The sequence below is a fragment of the Neobacillus sp. NPDC093182 genome (assembly GCF_044754045.1).
On the sequence record NZ_JBIVOI010000009.1, the window covers coordinates 25,836 to 45,316 of the forward strand.

The window sequence follows — 19,481 nt, forward strand, 5'->3', positions numbered from 1 at the left end:
AAACCACCATTACCCACTTTTTAACTTGCTCTGTTTTTCCTTATTTATTATAAAGTTGTAAATACTTCCCTTTATAAATTCGCTATATTTTTAGGCTTACAGGCAGCAACATATGAAATGAACAAAATAAAGCGATGCTTCTTACAGCATCGCCGACATTAGTTTATGTTCACTGACTGATTCAAATAACTGTCCACTCTTTTATTTGAAACATAGCTATGCAAAATCATTCCAAGGATCACGATAAAAATACCAATCCATGATAATGGCGTAGGTAGAGGTATAGATAGAAATAGTAGTTCTCCAACTAAGGCAAAAACCACTTCCATTGATTGCGTTGCTTCAACAGCAGCTAACTTTTGCATATTTCCTCTCACCATATCTGTGGCCATGAAAAATAAGACAGTAGCAATGACTCCTGAGGAAAGTGCAACCAATAAGGATTGAACACTTTGCCCTCCACTTGGCAATCCAACCGTAAACAAGCCATAGAAAGAAAGTAATAACCAGAATGGAAGACTTGCTAATGTCATCCCTAACACTCGTTGATAAGCATCTAAGCGCCCTTCACAGACATCCATCATTTTTCGATTTCCTAAAGGATAGGCAAATGAGGCGATTAGAATTGGGACAACTCCTAATAATACATTCTCAAAAGAAAGTTGCTTTGCGTGTTCCATTTGCATGAGGACTATACCTAGTAGAATAATCATTGACATAATTAGACCTCTAAAGGGTATTTTCCCTTTTATCTGCAATGGCCCATTCTTTGTATGGATCGTTTCAAAAAATAACGGTGCCAGCAGTGCGCCGGAAATAATCGTTATTTGCCATGTACCCGCAATCAGCCAGCCTGGTGAGTATGCAGATGCAAAACATAAAGGAGCATAAAATAACCCGAAGCCAACAAAACTCCAGAGCATCCATTTTCCTGGGTTTTCTCCCATTTCTTTTAATAGTGGCCGTAGATTTTTCCTCATGATGACAATACACAAAAGAAATGGGACCATAAAGATATACCGAAGCGAGGCACTCCAAATCCAACTGCCTCCAGATAACTCCATGGAAGCGTTAAGTACAAATGTAAAAGCAAAAAAGAAGGCTGCACAAATACCTATTACGATTGATTTCACTGAACTCACCTCGGCCCCATTTGCTGTGATAATAGTTCGCCAAGACTTAGCCAGTTATCTTCAACAAGACGGACTACTCTTTCATGCTCGTGGTTTTTACATGCTGAAATAATTTGATTGTGTTGCTCTACCGATTTTAACCCTTTAACTGAGATAAATTGTGAGATTTCTAGTCGTTGAATTTTAGGTAGGATACGTTCCAATGCTACTGCAATTTCAGGGTTCTCGGCCACATCTAGGAAAACCTTGTGGAAAGATCCATCTGCCTCAATCGCCTTAATCACATTACCCGCTTCAATAGCTAGTCTCAACGTCTTATTGCTAAGCTCTAATTCTTCAATATCCGATTCCTTCAATAAAGGACTAGCCAGTCTAGCAGCTAATGCATGTAAAGCTGCTACAACTGTAAACGCATGTTTCGCCTCCTCTAACTTTAATGGTGCTACGCGGGTAGATGATCCCGGAAGTGATTCAACAAGTCCTTCATCTTCAAGTCGTTTAAGTGCTTCTCTAACAGGAGTCCGGCTAATTCCAAACTTCTCTGCTAATTCTTTGTCACTTAAGCGTTCTTCGGGTTGTAATTCCAAGTTGATAATTGATTTTTTTAAAGTTTGATATACTTCATCTCTAAACGACAAACGCTTAATTGGCTTTATCATGTCTTTTTCCATAAAACTAATATATCGCATATTGGTTTTTATTACAATCAATTCTATACCTCCATCAAGAGGAGGATTTTTTCTCGCAAAAAGACATTCAAAAATTATTTTGAATGTAAGGGATTAACGAAGGGATTGTTCTGTTTATTATTTTTTTTGTAATCGGGTTAATTATTTTTAAATTACACACTCTATTATTTGGAGGTGATAAATTTGGAAAATCAAAATAATCGTCAAGGAAATAATAATCGCGAAAATAACAATGACAATGGAATTATGGACAAAATTGGTCAAGCTCTTGAAAATGTTGTTGATGCAGTTACTCCTGATGATCGAAATAATGGTCAAAATCGAGGGCGAAATAGAAACAACCAATAGGATTTAGTCTACAACGCCATTTTTTATGGCGTTTTTTATATTTTACTATGTCAAAAAATGAAACGGGAGATAGGAAAAAAGTAAGACAAAAAAAGTGCTCACGCTCGGAAAGCACTTTTTTTGATTTTCCCTTAACGTAGGGAAAATATACTTTTGAATTTTATCATTATATAGAATTCAGTTGTTAGTTTACATACTGTTATTTAGCGAATCTTTATTGTTTGTTTTGTATTACTAACGCCGCAATGCGCCAGTAACCATCTTTGAGTGCACCAGTAATTTCCAGATCAATTTCTCTTCCTTTTGCTCCTCCGTCTAGTTCGAAAGAAATCCACTTGAATTGTCCAAGATTTAACTCTCCTCCAGATTCGGCAAGCAGTTTCCCTTCAGATCTTATGATTGTATTGCCGGATGAATAAGTGGCATCTCCTGTCAGGATATAGGTCTTAAAAGCACCTGCTGGTATAGCTAACCTTAAAACCGTCGGTTTGCCTTTAGATAGAATAAAATCACGTTGCAGTTCATCCAACTTATTTCGATCTCTATAAGATGGGGCTGTTCCTATCCATCCGTATCCTTTTGTAACATCCCATTTATCTTGATGAGACAATCGAGTATATGTCGGGAAAAGTTCACTTGTCGCACTACCAGCATCTAGTGCGAGAAAAAGCTCGTCCCGAGATAATGTTGAGACAACATAAAAATCCCTAGAAGTCCCAAACACTTGCGTCTTCCCAGCTTTAACTTCTAATCTTAGTTTCTCAGAAGCTAGGGTTTGAGCAGTCGGGGTTACCATTACCTCAACATTTGACATGCCATACGGTTCAAGAGTAATTTCTACACTATCACTCTTCCAACCTTGAGGAACATTTACACTAACTGTAACCTTAACTGCTTTTTCCGTTCCATTGCTTAGTGAAACTGAAACTGGGTTTGGCTTACCTGAGAACATCGTATGGGACACAATGTTTGACACATCTACTCCCCCAATACGAACCGCTCCTGGTTTGCCATTTTTTACAACAAATGAGGCTAGTATACTCATAGAAGCATCTGGATTACTCGCGGAAGATACTACACAATAATCACTCTGCCAAGCTTGAGGAGTTACATGGCAGCGTACATACCCGTGATAATCTCCGTCAAAAAATTTGACATGTGGATTGGCAGAAAGTGCTGCTTCCACTTGCTTCTTCCACCCACAGCCTGAACTGATGGAAGGACCCAGGAATTCAGTTGCAAGTGTATCCGATTGAGGATTGTTAAAATCTTCTTTTAAATCATTAACCCAGCTTGAATGCCAATCACCACTAAGAACAACAGGATTAGATAGACGATGTTTTTTTATGAATTCAAATAGATATTCTCTATCAGCAGAGTAGCCATCCCACTGGTCTTTATTAATACTAAGTCCCTCTCCTGTATCATAGTCAAATTGTGCCATCATCGTTTGTTGAGCTATAACATTCCAACGTGTACGTGAATAATTCAGATTTTTTACGAGCCATTGCCCCTGTTCAGATCCCATCATCGTTCTGGATGGTTCTGAGGCATCAGGATGTATAGGTCCGCCTGGGAATCCTGTGCCAACTTGATCACTGCGATATTGGCGGGTATCCAAAACACTAAACTCTGCAAGATTACCATATGTAAACTTGCGGTACAGTAGCATGTCTGGTCCATTCGGCTTGGAACGGCGTCTTAAAGGCATGTGTTCATAATAGGCTTGAAAAGCGGCTGCACGTACTGCAAGGAAGCGCTCACGCTCACCCTGCGGATAATTTGGATCAGATATATCATTTGCCCAGTCATTATCAACCTCATGGTCGTCAAACGTAACAATAAAAGGAAAAGCTGCGTGAGCATTTTGTAAATCTGGAGATGTTTTATACTGTGCATGAAGTAGGCGATAATCAGCAAGTGTTTCTGTATCACCTTTTTCGTAAATATAATCTCCTAGATGAAATACTACATCCAACTTGTCCTTTGCCATATGCTGATAGGCTGAATATCGACCACCTGTCCATGACTGACAAGATGCAATAGCGAACGAAAGATCTTTTATATGTGAACCTTCCTCGGGTGCAGTTTTTGTTTTACCAATCGGACTTATTTCATTACCAGCTTTAAAACGATAGTAATATTCTCTCCATGGCTTTAAGCCATAAACTTCTACGTGAACAGAGTGACCAAGCTCAGGTCCCGCAATCTCTGAACCAGACTTGACAACTTTGCTGAAATTTTCATCTTCTGCAACTTCCCAATCAACCGCCAGGTAACTATTTTCCATCCCTCCTCGACCATCTTCTGCGAGTTGATTAGGAGCGAGCCTCGTCCATAGGACAACACCGTCTGAAAGAGGATCACCTGAAGCAACACCAAGGGTAAAAGGGTTGGTAGTGAACATTGGTGAAGCCTGTATCTTATCAGGTTTTATAATAGGGAGGGTAAAGCCAAGTGCAGCAAGTGCAGCTGTTTTTCCAGTTGTCCCTAAGAAGCTGCGGCGATCGATTTTTTTCGAACTCAATTCATTTATCCATTTCTCGAAATTCAATATAAAGGCTCCTTTAAAATAAAAATTAGAGTAAAATAACATTTTAATCATAAAAAAAATTATTAATCTATTATTTAGGAGTTTTCCATAAGTATAATTTTACCGCCGAATTTTCTAAACTTGTTGCAGCAGCTAAATCATACGAAATCTTATCTCTTATTATCTGTTTTCCATGTAATATTAGGTTCTGAAGGCTTAGGGTCATTTTCCTTAAGGAACTTTTCCAATCCTTCCAAATCATCGGTATTAATGAAATCGACTCCTTCGTCCAAAAGTTGTTTCCAAAGCTTGTCCCGTGCCGGTGATGGAGTGTCGGGCGTTGCCCAAAAGCGAACCTTTTGGCCATCAGCATGAGCGGTTGATACGATGCTTTTAAGCTTTTCTCGTTCAGCTTGTGGCATTTCTCCTTCACCGTTCCAGATGAAATGCTTTGTCCAGTTATCACTTATTACTGGGATTAAGGTATTCGGTGCCCCGGTATCAAGATCACCCATACGACCATCATAGGCAGCATAGCGTATTAGTTGACTCTCCATAACAGTTCTGGGACGATTCCCTGAAATGAAAACGGTAATGGCACCAGGCTTAACCTTAGATCCTTCAAATTTTGTCAGCATTTTCTGATACTCTTCTAGTTCCTTATGAATAGCTTGATAGGTAGCTACACCTTCAGATTTTATATCTATCCATAAATGAAATTCATGCTTATACCCCTTGTAAACCGACCCTTGATTACTTTTTATTCTTTCCTTTAATGGTTCAAGATAAAGAGATTTTAATGTGCGTTCGGGTTTTACATCTTCCAAATCATGAGCAACAAGGAGTTCTCCATTAACAAGCCAGACGTCAGCCTCCACACTGGTGAAACCATGATCCAGTGCATCGAATAAAGGGCGTGTATGTTCATAATCATTATGAGCGTGTGCTTTCGAAAGAGGTATAACGTGCTCCCTTTTGGCTACATCGGCTTCAGCATTAGCTGCCGAAAATGAATTTACAAAAGAGATCATAACTGCAACTATTAAACTTAATGCTACTAACTTTATTTTCATCTTTCTTTCCTCCCGTATTAAAAAATTTTTTTATGTAATGATTTAAGACTCTTTGTCTATTATTTTTTTGTCTTTCATTTTCTCCCTCTCCCTAACCTTTAACATGAATTTAATACAAATAATACTCATGTTTTGTAAATTGGAAGTTAAGGAAACTTAAAGAAATATAAAGAAAAATAAGAAATTAGAAGGATAGATTTTTTAATATAGTAGTTTTCACTCAGTAACTAATGGTAAATTTTATTCTTTAAATATTCTAATTGAGGTACAATCAGTGATTGTGGAAAATCCAGAATAAAAAACCGTTCCATTCGGAACGGCAGCTGTGTAAATATATGTGAACTTTATCAATTGAGAGTGCTTACTCTTTTTCTGTTATGTACCATCCTTCAGGCTTTTTTTCGATATGGAATAGATCTTCATCGAATTTTTTTCGCAGCATTCTATATTCTTCATTTTCGATTTTTATTTTAGTTACTTTGATTTTTTTTAGCGTTATTTCAGGTTTCTTGACTTCGATGACTAAATCATTAATCATAAAAAACGTTCGTTGATATCTCATACTCCACTTCCTTCCCTGTTTATATTACTTACGTAAAGAATTTGCCAAACATTAATAAAATCCTTGTAATTTTTCCCTAAAATCTCTCCTCGCCTCGTTTGACAAACTTCACATACAAAATATATACATACTCTTTACATGAAATTAATAATGAAGTACCGAACTCCTAATATAATTTAGTGGTACTTACAATTAAAGGATCTATTTCCATTGTGTCCCGTCCCTTTACACCTTTCCAGCCCTTTCTTTTAGAATTTTATTAACATACTTTATGTCAATCACATTATTTCTAGACATTTTCAAATAACATATGGCAGATGGGATTAGAAAGATTTGCAGTATTGATAAAGTGTAGATATAGCTATTAGGCTCGGTGAATCGATTTGATAAAATTCCAAGCAAAATCCCAACGCCTGCGGTACCTACTGCCCTGCCCAAACTATTAAATAGGTTAGCGATACTAAAGGCAATCCCTCTATGTTCAGGAAGATTTACATCTGTTAAAAGCGCCATCCAATTAGGTGTGTTGGCTGATTGGGCAGCAGAAGCAAAAAGAGATAAAACAAACATAAGTGTTATCCACGGATTTATGAAAATTTGCTTTAAAATGCTGACTAAAATCATCAATTCATCTTTTTCATTTGATAATGATAGGTTTGTCATAGGCCAATTAAATAACAAAATATACAAAGGCATTGAAATAAAAACGAAAAATGCTGTTAAATAAGCTCTTCCTTTAAAGGTTTTCCTTTGGAATTTATCGCCGAGATGCCCGAAATAGAAGGACGCTATACCTCCAATCTGAAAAATTGCATAAAGATAGCCTGAGACCATCACTGATGTACCCATACTGTAGCCATGCTCCATTATTTTATATATATATAAGGTTGGTATCCAAATAAGGGTCCCTGTTGCAATATTCATCAAGAATGTCTGCAAAAACAAAAAAACATTGCTGCCATTTGAGATAAGCAATTTTATATGTTTAGCTTCCAGATTGTTGTTGTAAGAATCTTTTGGTTTTAATTGTGATTCACCACTGATTGGATCTTGGATAAAAAGAATCATACCAATAACACATAAGCCCATAAATCCTACAATTTCAAAAGGCCATGCCCAGCTGTTGTTCTCAATAGTTAAAGAAGCCAGAATAGATCCTGATATTCCACCAAAACCTTGGGCCATGCCCCAAAAACTTAAAATAAACCCGCGTTTTTGATAGGGAATGTAATCGGTTATAACACTGAAACCAATTGATGCAATACAGCCTAAGCCAAATCCAGTTCCTATTTGAAAGATCAAAAGTTGAAAATAACTGTTGCTGAATGAAGTCAAGAATATCGATACCGTCCAAATGAGTGTACCAACAATCAACATCTTCTTACGTTGATACTTCATTGATAGGTATCCCCAATAAATCGAGGAAATAGAGGTAACCAAGATATTGGCGGCTGAGACAAACCCCAAACTAGCAATATCTACATTTAAATCCTTAGCTATATATTGGATAAGTGGAGGAAATAATCCAATAACAATATGTTCAAAGGCAGCAAGTATAATAATTACAAATATTGTATACCTGATTTTCCAATTTGAATTTTTCAAAGTCTATACTGCCCCTTTGTATATGTTTTTAATACATTTACAATCTTATCTAAGTTTTCAATCTCTTAATTCGAATTTTATAAAACTTAATAAGAATTTTACATTTTCGGTAGTGATTTTTGTTTTACTATTTAATTAACAAGGGGCTGATTTTTTGGAAAAGACATTACTAATTATTTCTTCCGACCACACGGGGCATGGACATAAAAGTATAACAGAATCTCTATGTGAAAGCGTCAAAACTCATAATGATGTAAAAATACATGTAGTGGATGGATTTTCACTGGGCAAACAGCTGCTGATAAAAATAGGAAAATCCTATGGCCCCATTACAAGAAATTCAGAAAATCTATGGAAGATAATTTGGAAACTTTCAGCTTTAAAACCCTCTTTAGTAGATAATTTTATAGAAACACTAATTAGGGATAATTTTCTAAAATTGCTGGCTGAGGTTAAACCAGATCTGATTTTATCCGTTCATCCTAATTTTAATGGCTCAATCTTGAACATATTAGAAAAGCAAAATATAAATATCCCTTTCATTACTCTAATTGCCGATCTTGTAAACATTTATCCCCTTTGGGCGGATAATAGGGCAAATTACATTATTAGTCCCACTTTTGAAGCACAAAATAAGTGTATTGAATTTGGTATTCCTGATGAAAAAATAAAGGTTTCAGGATTTCCAGTCCGATCCCGATTTTTCTTGAAGAACCATAACCAACGGAAATTTTATAAAAAGGGACAATCTTTAAAATGCCTGATCATGAGCGGTGGTGAAGGTGTAGGAAATATGAAGAAAATAGCAGAAAACCTGCTTAAAGATTTTGATTGTACAGTAAAAATTGTTGCTGGAAAAAATGAAAAACTCAAAATGAAGCTGGAAAAATCCCTTATGGCCAAATATGGTGATAGAGTAGAGATTTATGGTTTCACCCAGAATATCCAAGATTTAATGCTAACTTCTGATATCGCTTTTACCAGAGGCAGTCCTAATGTCATGTTTGAGGCAATAGCATCCAATACGCCACTTATTATTACTGGGGCTTTGCCCGGTCAAGAAGAGGATAATCCAACCTTCGCTGAAAAATTCAATTTGGGAGTGGTTTGTAAAAATCCAAAGGAAATTACGCAAACAATAAACAAATTAATCGAAAATGATGGAGAAAACCTAAATAAAATTATTTATTGCCAAAGGAAATTTATAAATGCAAATGCAGCCGAAGACATTCTACAATTCATTCTGAATGTCGGTGATTCTAACTATGAAGAAACAAAAGTAAAACTTTCTTAATTTTCTTTATTTTGATAAAAAATAACAGACTCAAATGTCGTGAAGTAACAACTTTTTTGAGTCTGCTTATCTTTTTTTAAGTACGAATCAAATTCCGCTACAATTGATGAATCGTATGCATCAATATATTCTTAAAGACAAGCTCTGGTCTTTCCTCCGTAATTAAATGTCCCGTTTTTTCATATGTAATTAACTTGGCCACCGGTAAATCTCGAACTAATTGTTGCCCTACCTTCACAGGAACGACTCGATCATCCTCTCCCCATATTAATAATGTCGGGACTTGAATATCCTGAAGTTGTTGTGGTAATAAATCACCTTCACGATGTCGCAGTAGTCGAATTAAAGCTTTATAAAATCCTTTTTCGGATAGCGGTCTACCGAATTCATGAATTAATTCATCATTGATCAATGTTTGATTAAAAAAAACGTTCCTCAAGTGATCTTTAACGTCTTTTCTTCGAATATAATAATGAACGAATTTTTCAAAGAAAGGTAAATATGAACTGTAAATCAGAAGTTTTTTTGCACGTTTTAAATAACCTGAACTACATAACAAAACGATTTTGTTTAATTTCTCAGGAGCAATTAGTGCCATATTTAGAGCAATTTGTCCCCCCATTGAATGAGCAACCACATAAGTGTTTTGAAAACCAAACTTGTCAATGCATTCAAGCATTAACTTTGCATAGTTTTGAAAACTATAAATAAAAGAAGTTGACTTCTCACTTTTCCCAAAACCGGGAAGGTCAACGGCAATGATTGAAAACTCCTTTTGCAATAAAGGTATGATACGGCGAAATGTATAGGTAGAAGATGCAAAGCCATGGATCAGAAGAATTGGAGGTTTGTCATTTAACAAGTATTCACAGTACAAATTGATATTAGATACTTTAATGTATGTTTGATTCAATTGATATACAGACAATAGGTTCCACTCCTCAACGAATTTATTATATATTTTTATTATTTATCAATAAAAACATGAGAATGCAGAAAATCGCTCTTCAATTACTAAAGAAAGCTGAAAACCCTAATACATTGCTCGTTCATGCCGGAGATGCCGTAAATTGAAATCCGCGTGACAAAATTAAATTAATAGGCAATTAGTTGATCAGTGACTTCCCCTTCAGGACCAGCTAGATTTGTACCCATGGGCGGCATGACCACTCTGTTTTTCAAGGTTAGATTGCCAATTTTACCTTCTTTGAATAAATTTGGGTAATACATTTTGATAAAACCTCCCTTTATAATATATTTTGTGAAAAATTTCACAAATACCACTAATTTTATTTTAATCGAGTTGATAGTAGTTTTCCTGCCTTCATTTGATCGTTTAGTGACAAAAGTATGTAAAATTTCCGAAAATAAAAGTGCCTGGACCTACTCGTACAATTTGCGAGTAGTGACCAGGCACATATAATTATTACCGCGAAGTCTCAGGTTTTGTAAGTTTACATGTTTAATATTTGAGCTTTGTTCAACTTAAGGTCAAAGCGATCTGCATTCATTACCTTGACCCATGCAGCAATAAAGTCACGTACAAACTTCTCATGGTTATCATCTTGAGCATAAACTTCTGCTATGGCACGTAGAACGGAGTTTGAACCGAACACAAGGTCGACTCTAGTTGCCGTACGCACTACTTTACCTGTCTTACGATCACGACCGACATATACGTTTTCTTCTACAGGCTTCCACTCTATTCCCATATCAAGTAAGTTAACAAAGAAATCATTCGTGAGTGTGCCAGTACGATCAGTGAATACACCGTGTTCTGTGCCGCCGTGGTTGGTACCTAGAACACGCATACCGCCAACCAATACCGTCATTTCTGGTGCAGTAAGGTTTAGGAGTTGTGCCTTGTCTACTAGGAGCTCTTCTGGACTTACACTATACTGTTTCTTCTGATAGTTACGGAAACCATCAGCTACAGGCTCTAGAACGGCAAAGCCTTCTATATCCGTTTGCTCTTGTGTCGCATCACCGCGTCCAGGAGCAAATGGAACCGTTACATCAAAGCCTGCATCACGTGCAGCCTTTTCTACCGCAGCACTGCCGCCTAGTACAATTAAATCAGCAAGACTAACTCGCTTATTTAATTTACTTTGTATGTCTTCGAGTACATGAATCACTTTTGCAAGCTGCTCCGGTTGATTCACTTCCCAATCCTTCTGTGGAGCAAGACGGATGCGGCCGCCATTAGCACCGCCACGCATATCAGAGCCACGGAAGGTACTAGCGGAAGCCCAAGCAGTTGTGACTAACTCACTGACTGTAAGTCCTGAGTTTAGGATCTTTGCTTTAAGCTCTGCTACTTCCGCATCTGTTAATTCATAATCAACAGCTGGTACAGGATCTTGCCAGATAAGATCTTCTTCAGGAACCTCTGGGCCTAGATATCTTACTTTAGGACCCATGTCACGGTGAAGAAGTTTGAACCATGCACGGGCAAATACATCGGCAAATTCTTCCGGATTCTGATGAAAACGACGAGATATCTTTTCGTATTCAGGATCATAACGTAATGCCATATCCGCGGTGGTCATCATAGTTGGAACTTTTACGGATGGATCTTCTGCATCCGGTGCAAGATCCTTCTGATCAGGATTTACAGCAAGCCACTGAAATGCACCTGCAGGACTCTTTGTAAGCCACCATTGATATTTAAACAATAGATCAAAGTAACCATTGTCCCACTGTGTTGGATTCGCAGTCCAAGCACCTTCAATACCGCTGGTGATGGTGTCATGACCTTTACCGCTGCCGTGTGTGCTTAACCAGCCTAAGCCTTGTGCTTCAATAGGAGCTGCTTCTGGTTCTGGACCAACAAGAGCAGCATCTCCTGCACCGTGTGCCTTACCAAAAGTATGACCGCCGGCGATTAATGCCACTGTTTCTTCATCGTTCATTCCCATACGTGCAAAGGTTTCACGTATATCGCGAGCACTTGCAACAGGATCAGGTTTACCGTTTGGACCTTCAGGGTTAACATAAATAAGACCCATCTGAACGGCAGCAAGTGGATTTTCTAGTTCACGATCTCCTGAGTAACGATTATCACCCAGCCATTCTGTTTCAGTACCCCAGTAGATGTCTTCTTCTGGATGCCAGATGTCTTCGCGTCCTCCGCCAAAACCAAATGTCTTACCTCCCATGGATTCAATAGCAACATTACCTGCGAGAAGGAGCAAGTCAGCCCAAGAGACTTTGTTGCCATACTTTTGCTTAATCGGCCATAGCAGCCTGCGAGCTTTATCAAGGTTTCCGTTGTCCGGCCAGCTGTTTAGTGGAGCAAAACGCTGTGCACCAGCTCCGCCGCCGCCTCGGCCGTCGGTTATACGATAAGTACCAGCAGCGTGCCAAGACATACGGATAAAGAATGGACCATAATGTCCATAGTCAGCAGGCCACCAATCTTGACTGTTAGTCATTAAATCCTGAAGATCCTGCTTAAGAGCATAGTAGTCTAGTTTTTTAAATTCTTCTGTGTAAACAAAGTCCTCTCCCATAGGGTTAGATTTTCTATCATGCTGATGGAGAATATTCAAGTTTAACTGGTTTGGCCACCAGTCTCGATTTGACGTACCGCTAGAGTTGTTACTAGTAGCGCCTCCGTGATGAAATGGGCACCCTCCTGTTTTAGCATTGTTTTTAACGTCCATAATTTTTCTCCTCTCTCTTTGAAACTTAGGTAACAAATAATTATTCTTCTAGTGGCAGGAAGACAAACTGATGACAATAACTATTCTATTTATATTCTACTAAGCTATTACTAAAAATTGAAAAAATAACCAACATAATCACAAATTTGTAACATTTGGGAGATCCTTTGATTCCTTCATTCTTAACAAAAAAGACTGCAGGTGCGGAGCACCATAGCAGTCTTGTGATGTAACCCTATTTATTTTTATATCCACTGAATAGAACCAAACTCACCATGCGGATGGTTTTGTAATTTAAATCTTCTATACTCATAATTTAATTTCGATAGTGGCCATTTATAAAGCTGTTGATCTTCTTTGGAATATACGTTTAAAAAAATTAATTTATTGATAAGTTTTTGCCGTTTTTTTTCATCATTATTTCTCATCAGAAACACTCCTTTAGTTTTACAAAGTCTTTCCCTTGATTACAACAACTAATAATTCGATTATTTGATAACTTAATTATAACCCTATAATTCCTACCTGTAAAGTATGAATTAAAATTAAATAAAAAAGACACTATCATCATGACAATGCCTCCTCGAATTATAATTATATACGGTATGAACCCAACTCCACTGTAAAAAAACAGTGATGATCTAGAAATCTCTAAGTAATTCGAATTTTACCAATTCTTCTACCTCGATTACGATTTTTTATATTCAGTTCTCTTTGTGATGTAGGAATACCTGGAAAAGATATGAGGCCAGCCTTAAACAGGGCATATCCGATAAATGAAGCAAAGATCGTACTTCCGATTAGATACCAGATGAATCTTCTGCCAACATTACGTAACATGTTTTCACCTCTTTAACCTCTCATTGCTGATAAATATGATGAAATCATCTAATTTATGTCGGCGTTCAGCTCTGCCATCGTTCCTTTTAATTTTGCTTATGACCGTAAGTATCTGTTCTGGTTTTCCAATATCGCTAAACGAATTAGTTTCAGTTTTATTTCTTTGCTTAATGAAAGCCATTCGGGTTTAAAAATTTTCATTTTCCATTCCCCCATTAGAGTATTGTTCGGTTTCAAAAAGTATATAAACAACTTATTTTGCAACAATATTCAGCTGAGATGTATTTGATTTTTATCATTCCCGTTCCCTCGAACTCTTTAACATTTTTCGTTTTCCATTTTAATTGAATTTTCTACATTTTTTTCGTATTTTATAAGATTACAAGATTAAGCAATAAGGGGTATAGAAACGATAATGGTTTACTCTCTTTATTTAATGGGTACTGAATTAACATCCCAAATTTATGGAGGTAATATCAAATGAACAATGAAAAGTACCCAAGCAAATTACCTGCACAAGAACAAAACCAGCAGCCAGGAATTGAGAAGGATATGAGGCCGCTTCCAGAAAGCGAAAATCCGAACTACAAAGGAAGTAACAAGCTTCAAGGAAAGAATGCAATCATTACCGGAGGAGACAGTGGAATTGGACGTTCGGTAGCAATAGCTTTCGCGAAGGAAGGAGCAAATGTTTCCATTATTTATTTAAATGAAAGCAATGATGCCGAAGAAACGAAACAGCTGGTTGAGGAGCAAGGTCAAAGATGCCTATTAATTGCAGGAGACATTGGTGATGAATCCTTTTGTAAAAAAGCTGTAGAGCAAACAATAGATGAGCTTGGCGGTCTTGATATCCTTGTGAACAATGCGGCTGAACAGCATCCCCAGGAAAGTATTATGGAGATAGATTCAGCTCAACTGGAAAAGACATTCCGGACAAATGTTTTTTCTATGTTCCATTTAACAAGGTCAGCGTTACCTCACCTTAAGGCAGGAAGTACCATTATTAATACAACGTCCATCACTGCCTATCAAGGGCATCCAAAGTTGCTTGACTATTCTTCTACAAAAGGTGCGATTACAACCTTTACAAGGTCTCTTGCCCATCAGCTGGCCGAGAAAGGAATCAGGGTAAATGGAGTGGCCCCAGGACCTATTTGGACACCACTTATTCCTTCTACTTTTACTGCGGAAGAAGTAAGTGAATTTGGACAGGATACACCGATGAAGCGCCCAGGACAGCCAGAGGAGGTTGCTCCTGCATATGTCTACCTAGCATCACATTCAGATTCATCCTATGTTTCTGGACAAATTCTGCATGTTAATGGCGGAAAAGTCGTTAATGGGTAGGCATGTTCCTTATAAACGCAGGCATTAGCTTGAATAAAGCCCATTTACCTAGCCATCAATATCCCTGCCTGTCCCCCAGCACTCAGCAAAATTAAAGCACTGGGAGCAAGCACTAAAAAAACCGTACAAGTGAAATCTACTGTACGGTTGAATAGTTATGTGCGGGAAGAGACTCTTACTCTTCCCCGCCAAATCGAAGCTTCAATAGAAAACCATACATAAGCAGGAAAACCATAATTCCCATCGTTTGAAAGGTTCCGACCATCGTTTTAATCGAGAAACTTCCTCTTAGTTTATCCTTATAAATAATAATATAATGACCATCTGCAGAGTTCGCCATGACTAATAGGATCCAGCTAAGGACTATTAACACCGTACCCAGTCCAATAAAAACAATATGTATTTTACCTTTATCCAAATAGATTAAGAGATTAGCTAGCAGGAAGCCGAGGACTGCTGCAACAACATAACACCACCATAAGGATTCAGCACCAACTTTAACTAACAAAACCATATACTGAATCGTAAAGCCCAAACTCATTAAAAAAATAGGAACACTATAGAAACAGGTTGTCATAAATTCACTTATGTTCCTCTTTCCCAATAATAGTAGAAAAACAATGACACTCGGAATTCCAATGACCCAATGTATCAATGCCAAACCAGATACCGGGTTCGCATAGCTCTCCTTTAAGGGGAGTTCCACCACTCCATGGAAAGTTTCCCCATCCAAATGGTCCACCATCATATACCACCCTAAAAACAATACGGCGAGAAAACAGCCAAATAGCTTTAGTGCTGTACCGAACGTAATCGGTTCCTTCTTCTTTGCTTTACGTTTTGGTTTCTTTTTACTCAATCGTTACACCAACTTTTTCTGAATATTTATAAACAATAACATAAAAAACAAGTACAAAATAAGGGAAATCCTTACTACTTTTCTATAAAAACGGCTTTGGTAAAGTTTGACTTTTCCTTGATATATTAATAGATAATAGAATCTTGTGACAAATAGCAATAAATGGTTAAATGGAAGTATCATCTACGTTTCTGCTAGTCGATTTTACGTAAGGAGGGGAAGCTGTTTGAAATCATTTGAGAAACTACATCCATTATTAAAAAGCTTTGTCGAAAGAGGTCCGGCTGGATGTGCCTGCTCCGTTACTTATCAAGGGAAAACGGTATTTGAAGATTACATTGGGTATGCCGACCTTGAAACGGAAAAACCAATTTTACCGGATACGATTTATAGAATTTATTCAAACACCAAATTGGTAACGTGTGTTGCTGCCCTTATTTTATATGAACGGGGATTGTTTTTACTGAATGATCCTCTTGAAGAGTATCTTCCGGAATTCAAAGAACCAAAAGTTTACCATAGAAATAAAAACGGAGAGTTGTTGATTACACCTTCTTCAAAATCAATCAGGGTCAAAGATCTCTTCATGATGACCTCTGGATTAACCTATGGAGGGGAAGGAAATGAAACCGAACGTCAGGTTAAACTGGCGCTTAATAACTTTAATACCGGCAAGGGTTCTGAGAATTTAGATGCAAGAACCCTCTCCCAAATGCTCAGCGAGATTCCACTTGCCTTTGAACCGGGGACACAATGGCAATATGGCTATAGCCATGACGTCCTGGGAGCACTGATTGAAGTCGTGTCATATAAATCCTTTGGACAATTTTTAAAAGATGAAATTTTTGATCCTTTAGAAATGAAGGACACATTTTTCAAGATTCCCGAGGAGAAAAAAGAGCGTCTTTGCAGTCTTTACAATCGTAGTGAAAATGGGGAGTTAACCCAAAATTCATTAATGGATGGGAATTATCAGCCAGAAGCCAAGTTTGAAAGTGGAGGCGGAGGTTTGCTGTCTACATTAGGCGACTATAGTCGGTTTGCCCACATGTTGGCGAAGGGTGGAGAGCTTAACGGCGTCAAAATTTTAGGAAGTAAGACGATTGAACTAATGTCCACCAATCATCTTCAACAGGAGGTACTGCCGTACTATAATTGGGAGTATCTGAAGGGATATGGTTATGGTTTGGGTGTCAGGGTCATGATCGATCCGCCTTTAGGCGGCAGTAACAGTTCAATTGGAGAATTCGGCTGGTGTGGTTTAGCAGGCACGTGGGTATTAATCGATCCAAAAGAAAAGCTTTCTGCTGTGTATATGCAGCAAATGCTGCCTAACTTTGAGGCTTACCATCATCCACGGCTTCGCTCGGCTATTTATAGTTCGCTTTAAAAACACGTATAAGTGCTGAATCATTGAGGGATGACGAAGTATATTAAAATTAATTTGTAATCTTTTTTGTATCACTATTTTTACTCAAAAAGCAATCGATCAGACCAATGCTGAGTCGATTGCTTTTGTTTATGCAATCTCCTTTATAACGAAAGCCTCGTAACAACTTAAAGACCCAGTTAATAACCGTCCATTTCGAACTGAAACGTAATCAGGTAGAATATATAACTTTTACGAGAATGTATAGGAGTTAGTTTATTCCAAACGCTGAAACATTCTGGTATTTATCAATTCAGAGTGCTTACTCTTTTTCTGTTATATACCATCCATCAGGCTTTTTCTCTATATGGAATAAATCTTCATCGAATTTTTTTCGGAGCATTCTATATTCTTCATTTTCTATTTTAATTTTGGTTACTTTGATTTTTTTTAACGTTATTTCAGGTTTCTTGACTTCGATGACCAAATCATTAATCATAAAAAACGTTCGTTGATATCTCATACTCCACTTCCTTCCCTGTTTATATTACTTACGTATAGAATTGGCCAAACATTAATAAAATCCTTGTAAATTTTTTGTAAAAGTCTGATCGCCTCAATTAATCAAAAACATACGGAACCCCGTTGAAATGAATCAGACTAAATAAATTAAAGTGAACAACTATATGGCTGGTGGCGGAGATGGCTATACAGTACTTGCTGGCACCACAAAAAGCACCATCGAAGTAGTGGACTGCGCTCCATTTTCAGAGAATGCAGATAAAAAAAAGACTCCTTAACTGGAGCCTTGTTCCTATTAATTCACATTTCTTTGTTCCATGTATTACAAGAAGGACGCTCCCACTATCAAATGAGGTATCAACAATACTACGATTAATGCACATGTACTACCGCAGTAAAAGCAATCGTATCCATAACCGCCACATCCACCGCCATATCCGGAACCTCAATTTTTCACCACCAACCGTAAGATCTGTGTGCTAACTCCTCCTATGTTATTTCAAAACGCAAGGATGGATTGGACTATCATCATAATTTAGGATAAATCCGCGGTTTGACTTCAAATACAAAGAAACGTTTCCTATAAATGCAAACATTCTTTATGATATTTTCAAACGGATTATGAATAGGTAATCTAGTTATAAAAAAAATGCACTATAATACTAACTCTATATAGAAAAAGGCTGACTATAAATTCAAGTCAGCCTTTGTAATTTTTGACCACATATGTTTTTAAACAGGGCATATCAATAAAGGTAGTACAGAACCTACTTGGATCAGAATCCAGATGAATCTTCTGCCAACATTGCGTAACATGATTTCACCTATTTAACCTCATTGATGAGATATGATGAAATCATCTTTTTTATGTCGTCTTATTCAACTCAGAACCTCCCCGACCTTGCAGCGGGAGGTTAAAATTCAATTTTAATCTTTTCCGATTCGTTGATTTTCTTTTCACCTTTACCAAAAACATCGCTTGTAGTTATTTCAATCCACTCAATGTTTTTTGCATCTGTATCATTATGCGTTCCACTCTCTGATGCATTGACAATAAAGCCAAGGTTACCTGACTTTGTACTATTCCCAGCAATTTCACCGTTTAATTCTTCAAGGTACATATCTTTTTCCCAATCAAATGTTTCACCTGAGTTAGTTTTAAGAAGCGCAATTGGTGCAAAATTAACTTTCTCAGTAGAGGTGTTTTTGATTTCAACGAAAACTTTAACAAAATCAAATTCCTCATCATGAGTTAGCACATGAAAATAATCAATCATACTATAATCCGGTCTCAAGTGAATCATTTTCATCTCTTTTACTGTCAATTCGATTGGTCCCACTTTATATGTTTGGTTAACTTGATTAATGGCTTTTAAAGTGGCTTCACCTTTTGAATCGGAATAGGTTTGGCCAATTTTAAGTAAAGACTGGTCGTCCGTTACTTGTGGATTGGGCTGATACTTCTCATTCGTTTCCTGATTCTCAGACTTGTTTGTTTCTATTAAAGTCTCTTCTGCTTTTGTGTTAACAACGGTATTTTTTTCATTATTTCCAGTAGCAGCATTTGCTGAACAACCAACAAGCAATAAAATTAATAATAGGAGATTAAGAGATTGCTTCATGATGTTTCCTCCCTATG

The 19,481-nt window shown here is 37.3% G+C and carries 18 protein-coding genes; 4 read left to right on the forward strand and 14 right to left on the reverse strand.

Going from position 1 to position 19,481, the window contains the following annotated elements; translation table 11 throughout:
• Positions 1-158: 158 nt before the first annotated feature.
• Positions 159-1,133, reverse strand: coding sequence for a DMT family transporter (locus ACIQAA_RS16940; RefSeq protein WP_402621643.1), 975 nt, complete (start codon positions 1,131-1,133; stop codon positions 159-161).
• 5 nt (positions 1,134-1,138) lie between these two features.
• Positions 1,139-1,804, reverse strand: a complete 666-nt coding sequence (locus tag ACIQAA_RS16945) for a GntR family transcriptional regulator (RefSeq protein WP_402621987.1) — start codon at positions 1,802-1,804, stop codon at positions 1,139-1,141.
• Between the two features lie 201 nt (positions 1,805-2,005).
• On the opposite strand from ACIQAA_RS16945, the gene ACIQAA_RS16950 reads away from it, so the two are divergent.
• A complete protein-coding gene (locus ACIQAA_RS16950) occupies positions 2,006-2,170 on the forward strand; it encodes a hypothetical protein (RefSeq protein WP_402621645.1) in 165 nt (54 codons plus the stop codon).
• Between the two features lie 214 nt (positions 2,171-2,384).
• Here ACIQAA_RS16950 and ACIQAA_RS16955 read toward each other — a convergent pair whose 3' ends face one another.
• The 4 genes from ACIQAA_RS16955 to ACIQAA_RS16970 all read right to left on the reverse strand — a co-directional run bounded on the left by ACIQAA_RS16955 (position 2,385) and on the right by ACIQAA_RS16970 (position 7,943).
• On the reverse strand, positions 2,385-4,724 hold the full coding sequence (locus ACIQAA_RS16955; RefSeq protein ID WP_402621647.1) for an alkaline phosphatase D family protein: 2,340 nt from the start codon (positions 4,722-4,724) through the stop codon (positions 2,385-2,387).
• 149 nt (positions 4,725-4,873) lie between these two features.
• Complete coding sequence (locus ACIQAA_RS16960) at positions 4,874-5,776, reverse strand: phosphatidylinositol-specific phospholipase C/glycerophosphodiester phosphodiesterase family protein (protein WP_402621648.1); 903 nt, start codon at positions 5,774-5,776, stop codon at positions 4,874-4,876.
• 361 nt (positions 5,777-6,137) lie between these two features.
• Entirely contained in the window at positions 6,138-6,338 is a 201-nt protein-coding gene (locus ACIQAA_RS16965) for a hypothetical protein (RefSeq protein ID WP_402621649.1), read from the reverse strand.
• A gap of 225 nt (positions 6,339-6,563) precedes the next feature.
• Positions 6,564-7,943: an MFS transporter gene (locus ACIQAA_RS16970; RefSeq protein WP_402621651.1), complete on the reverse strand. Its 1,380-nt coding sequence runs from the start codon at positions 7,941-7,943 to the stop codon at positions 6,564-6,566.
• 154 nt (positions 7,944-8,097) lie between these two features.
• Between ACIQAA_RS16970 and ACIQAA_RS16975 the strand changes: the two genes are divergently transcribed.
• Positions 8,098-9,237 carry an MGDG synthase family glycosyltransferase gene (locus tag ACIQAA_RS16975; RefSeq protein WP_402621653.1) on the forward strand — a complete coding sequence of 380 codons (1,140 nt, stop codon included), beginning with the start codon at positions 8,098-8,100 and terminating at the stop codon, positions 9,235-9,237.
• 97 nt (positions 9,238-9,334) lie between these two features.
• Here the strand turns inward: ACIQAA_RS16975 and ACIQAA_RS16980 are convergent, their stop codons facing one another.
• The 5 genes from ACIQAA_RS16980 to ACIQAA_RS17000 all read right to left on the reverse strand — a co-directional run bounded on the left by ACIQAA_RS16980 (position 9,335) and on the right by ACIQAA_RS17000 (position 13,742).
• Positions 9,335-10,165, reverse strand: a complete 831-nt coding sequence (locus tag ACIQAA_RS16980; RefSeq protein WP_402621655.1) for an alpha/beta fold hydrolase — start codon at positions 10,163-10,165, stop codon at positions 9,335-9,337.
• Positions 10,166-10,332: 167 nt separating this feature from the next.
• A complete protein-coding gene (locus ACIQAA_RS16985) occupies positions 10,333-10,467 on the reverse strand; it encodes a hypothetical protein (RefSeq protein WP_402621657.1) in 135 nt (44 codons plus the stop codon).
• Between the two features lie 224 nt (positions 10,468-10,691).
• On the reverse strand, positions 10,692-12,902 hold the full coding sequence (gene katG / locus ACIQAA_RS16990) for a catalase/peroxidase HPI (RefSeq protein ID WP_402621659.1): 2,211 nt from the start codon (positions 12,900-12,902) through the stop codon (positions 10,692-10,694).
• Between the two features lie 245 nt (positions 12,903-13,147).
• Positions 13,148-13,330, reverse strand: a complete 183-nt coding sequence (locus tag ACIQAA_RS16995; RefSeq protein ID WP_402621660.1) for a Fur-regulated basic protein FbpA — start codon at positions 13,328-13,330, stop codon at positions 13,148-13,150.
• A 223-nt stretch (positions 13,331-13,553) separates the two neighbouring features.
• Positions 13,554-13,742 (reverse strand): hypothetical protein, encoded by a 189-nt coding sequence (locus tag ACIQAA_RS17000; RefSeq protein ID WP_402621662.1) that lies wholly within the window; start codon positions 13,740-13,742, stop codon positions 13,554-13,556.
• Positions 13,743-14,222: 480 nt separating this feature from the next.
• Between ACIQAA_RS17000 and ACIQAA_RS17005 the strand changes: the two genes are divergently transcribed.
• The gene (locus tag ACIQAA_RS17005; RefSeq protein WP_402621664.1) at positions 14,223-15,092 is read left to right on the forward strand and encodes an SDR family oxidoreductase; all 870 of its coding nucleotides are present in this window, start codon (positions 14,223-14,225) and stop codon (positions 15,090-15,092) included.
• A 175-nt stretch (positions 15,093-15,267) separates the two neighbouring features.
• Here ACIQAA_RS17005 and ACIQAA_RS17010 read toward each other — a convergent pair whose 3' ends face one another.
• Positions 15,268-15,951, reverse strand: a complete 684-nt coding sequence (locus tag ACIQAA_RS17010) for a hypothetical protein (protein ID WP_402621666.1) — start codon at positions 15,949-15,951, stop codon at positions 15,268-15,270.
• A gap of 226 nt (positions 15,952-16,177) precedes the next feature.
• Between ACIQAA_RS17010 and ACIQAA_RS17015 the strand changes: the two genes are divergently transcribed.
• Positions 16,178-17,341: a serine hydrolase domain-containing protein gene (locus ACIQAA_RS17015; protein WP_402621667.1), complete on the forward strand. Its 1,164-nt coding sequence runs from the start codon at positions 16,178-16,180 to the stop codon at positions 17,339-17,341.
• A gap of 301 nt (positions 17,342-17,642) precedes the next feature.
• On the opposite strand, the gene ACIQAA_RS17020 is transcribed toward ACIQAA_RS17015, so the two are convergent.
• Together ACIQAA_RS17020 and ACIQAA_RS17025 are read right to left on the reverse strand one after the other, a co-directional pair.
• The gene (locus ACIQAA_RS17020) at positions 17,643-17,843 is read right to left on the reverse strand and encodes a hypothetical protein (RefSeq protein ID WP_402621669.1); all 201 of its coding nucleotides are present in this window, start codon (positions 17,841-17,843) and stop codon (positions 17,643-17,645) included.
• A gap of 913 nt (positions 17,844-18,756) precedes the next feature.
• Positions 18,757-19,464 (reverse strand): DUF4352 domain-containing protein, encoded by a 708-nt coding sequence (locus ACIQAA_RS17025; protein ID WP_402621671.1) that lies wholly within the window; start codon positions 19,462-19,464, stop codon positions 18,757-18,759.
• Between the last annotated feature and the right edge of the window lie 17 nt (positions 19,465-19,481).

Coding starts and splice junctions, on each gene's coding strand:
- ACIQAA_RS16945 (WP_402621987.1), bottom strand. CDS start 1,804: ATGGAAAAAGACATGATAAAGCCAATTAAGCGTTTGTCGTTTAGAGAT.
- ACIQAA_RS16960 (WP_402621648.1), bottom strand. CDS start 5,776: ATGAAAATAAAGTTAGTAGCATTAAGTTTAATAGTTGCAGTTATGATC.
- ACIQAA_RS16965 (WP_402621649.1), bottom strand. CDS start 6,338: ATGAGATATCAACGAACGTTTTTTATGATTAATGATTTAGTCATCGAA.
- ACIQAA_RS16985 (WP_402621657.1), bottom strand. CDS start 10,467: ATGTATTACCCAAATTTATTCAAAGAAGGTAAAATTGGCAATCTAACC.
- katG (WP_402621659.1), bottom strand. CDS start 12,902: ATGGACGTTAAAAACAATGCTAAAACAGGAGGGTGCCCATTTCATCAC.
- ACIQAA_RS16995 (WP_402621660.1), bottom strand. CDS start 13,330: ATGAGAAATAATGATGAAAAAAAACGGCAAAAACTTATCAATAAATTA.
- ACIQAA_RS17000 (WP_402621662.1), bottom strand. CDS start 13,742: ATGTTACGTAATGTTGGCAGAAGATTCATCTGGTATCTAATCGGAAGT.
- ACIQAA_RS17005 (WP_402621664.1), top strand. CDS start 14,223: ATGAACAATGAAAAGTACCCAAGCAAATTACCTGCACAAGAACAAAAC.
- ACIQAA_RS17020 (WP_402621669.1), bottom strand. CDS start 17,843: ATGAGATATCAACGAACGTTTTTTATGATTAATGATTTGGTCATCGAA.
- ACIQAA_RS17025 (WP_402621671.1), bottom strand. CDS start 19,464: ATGAAGCAATCTCTTAATCTCCTATTATTAATTTTATTGCTTGTTGGT.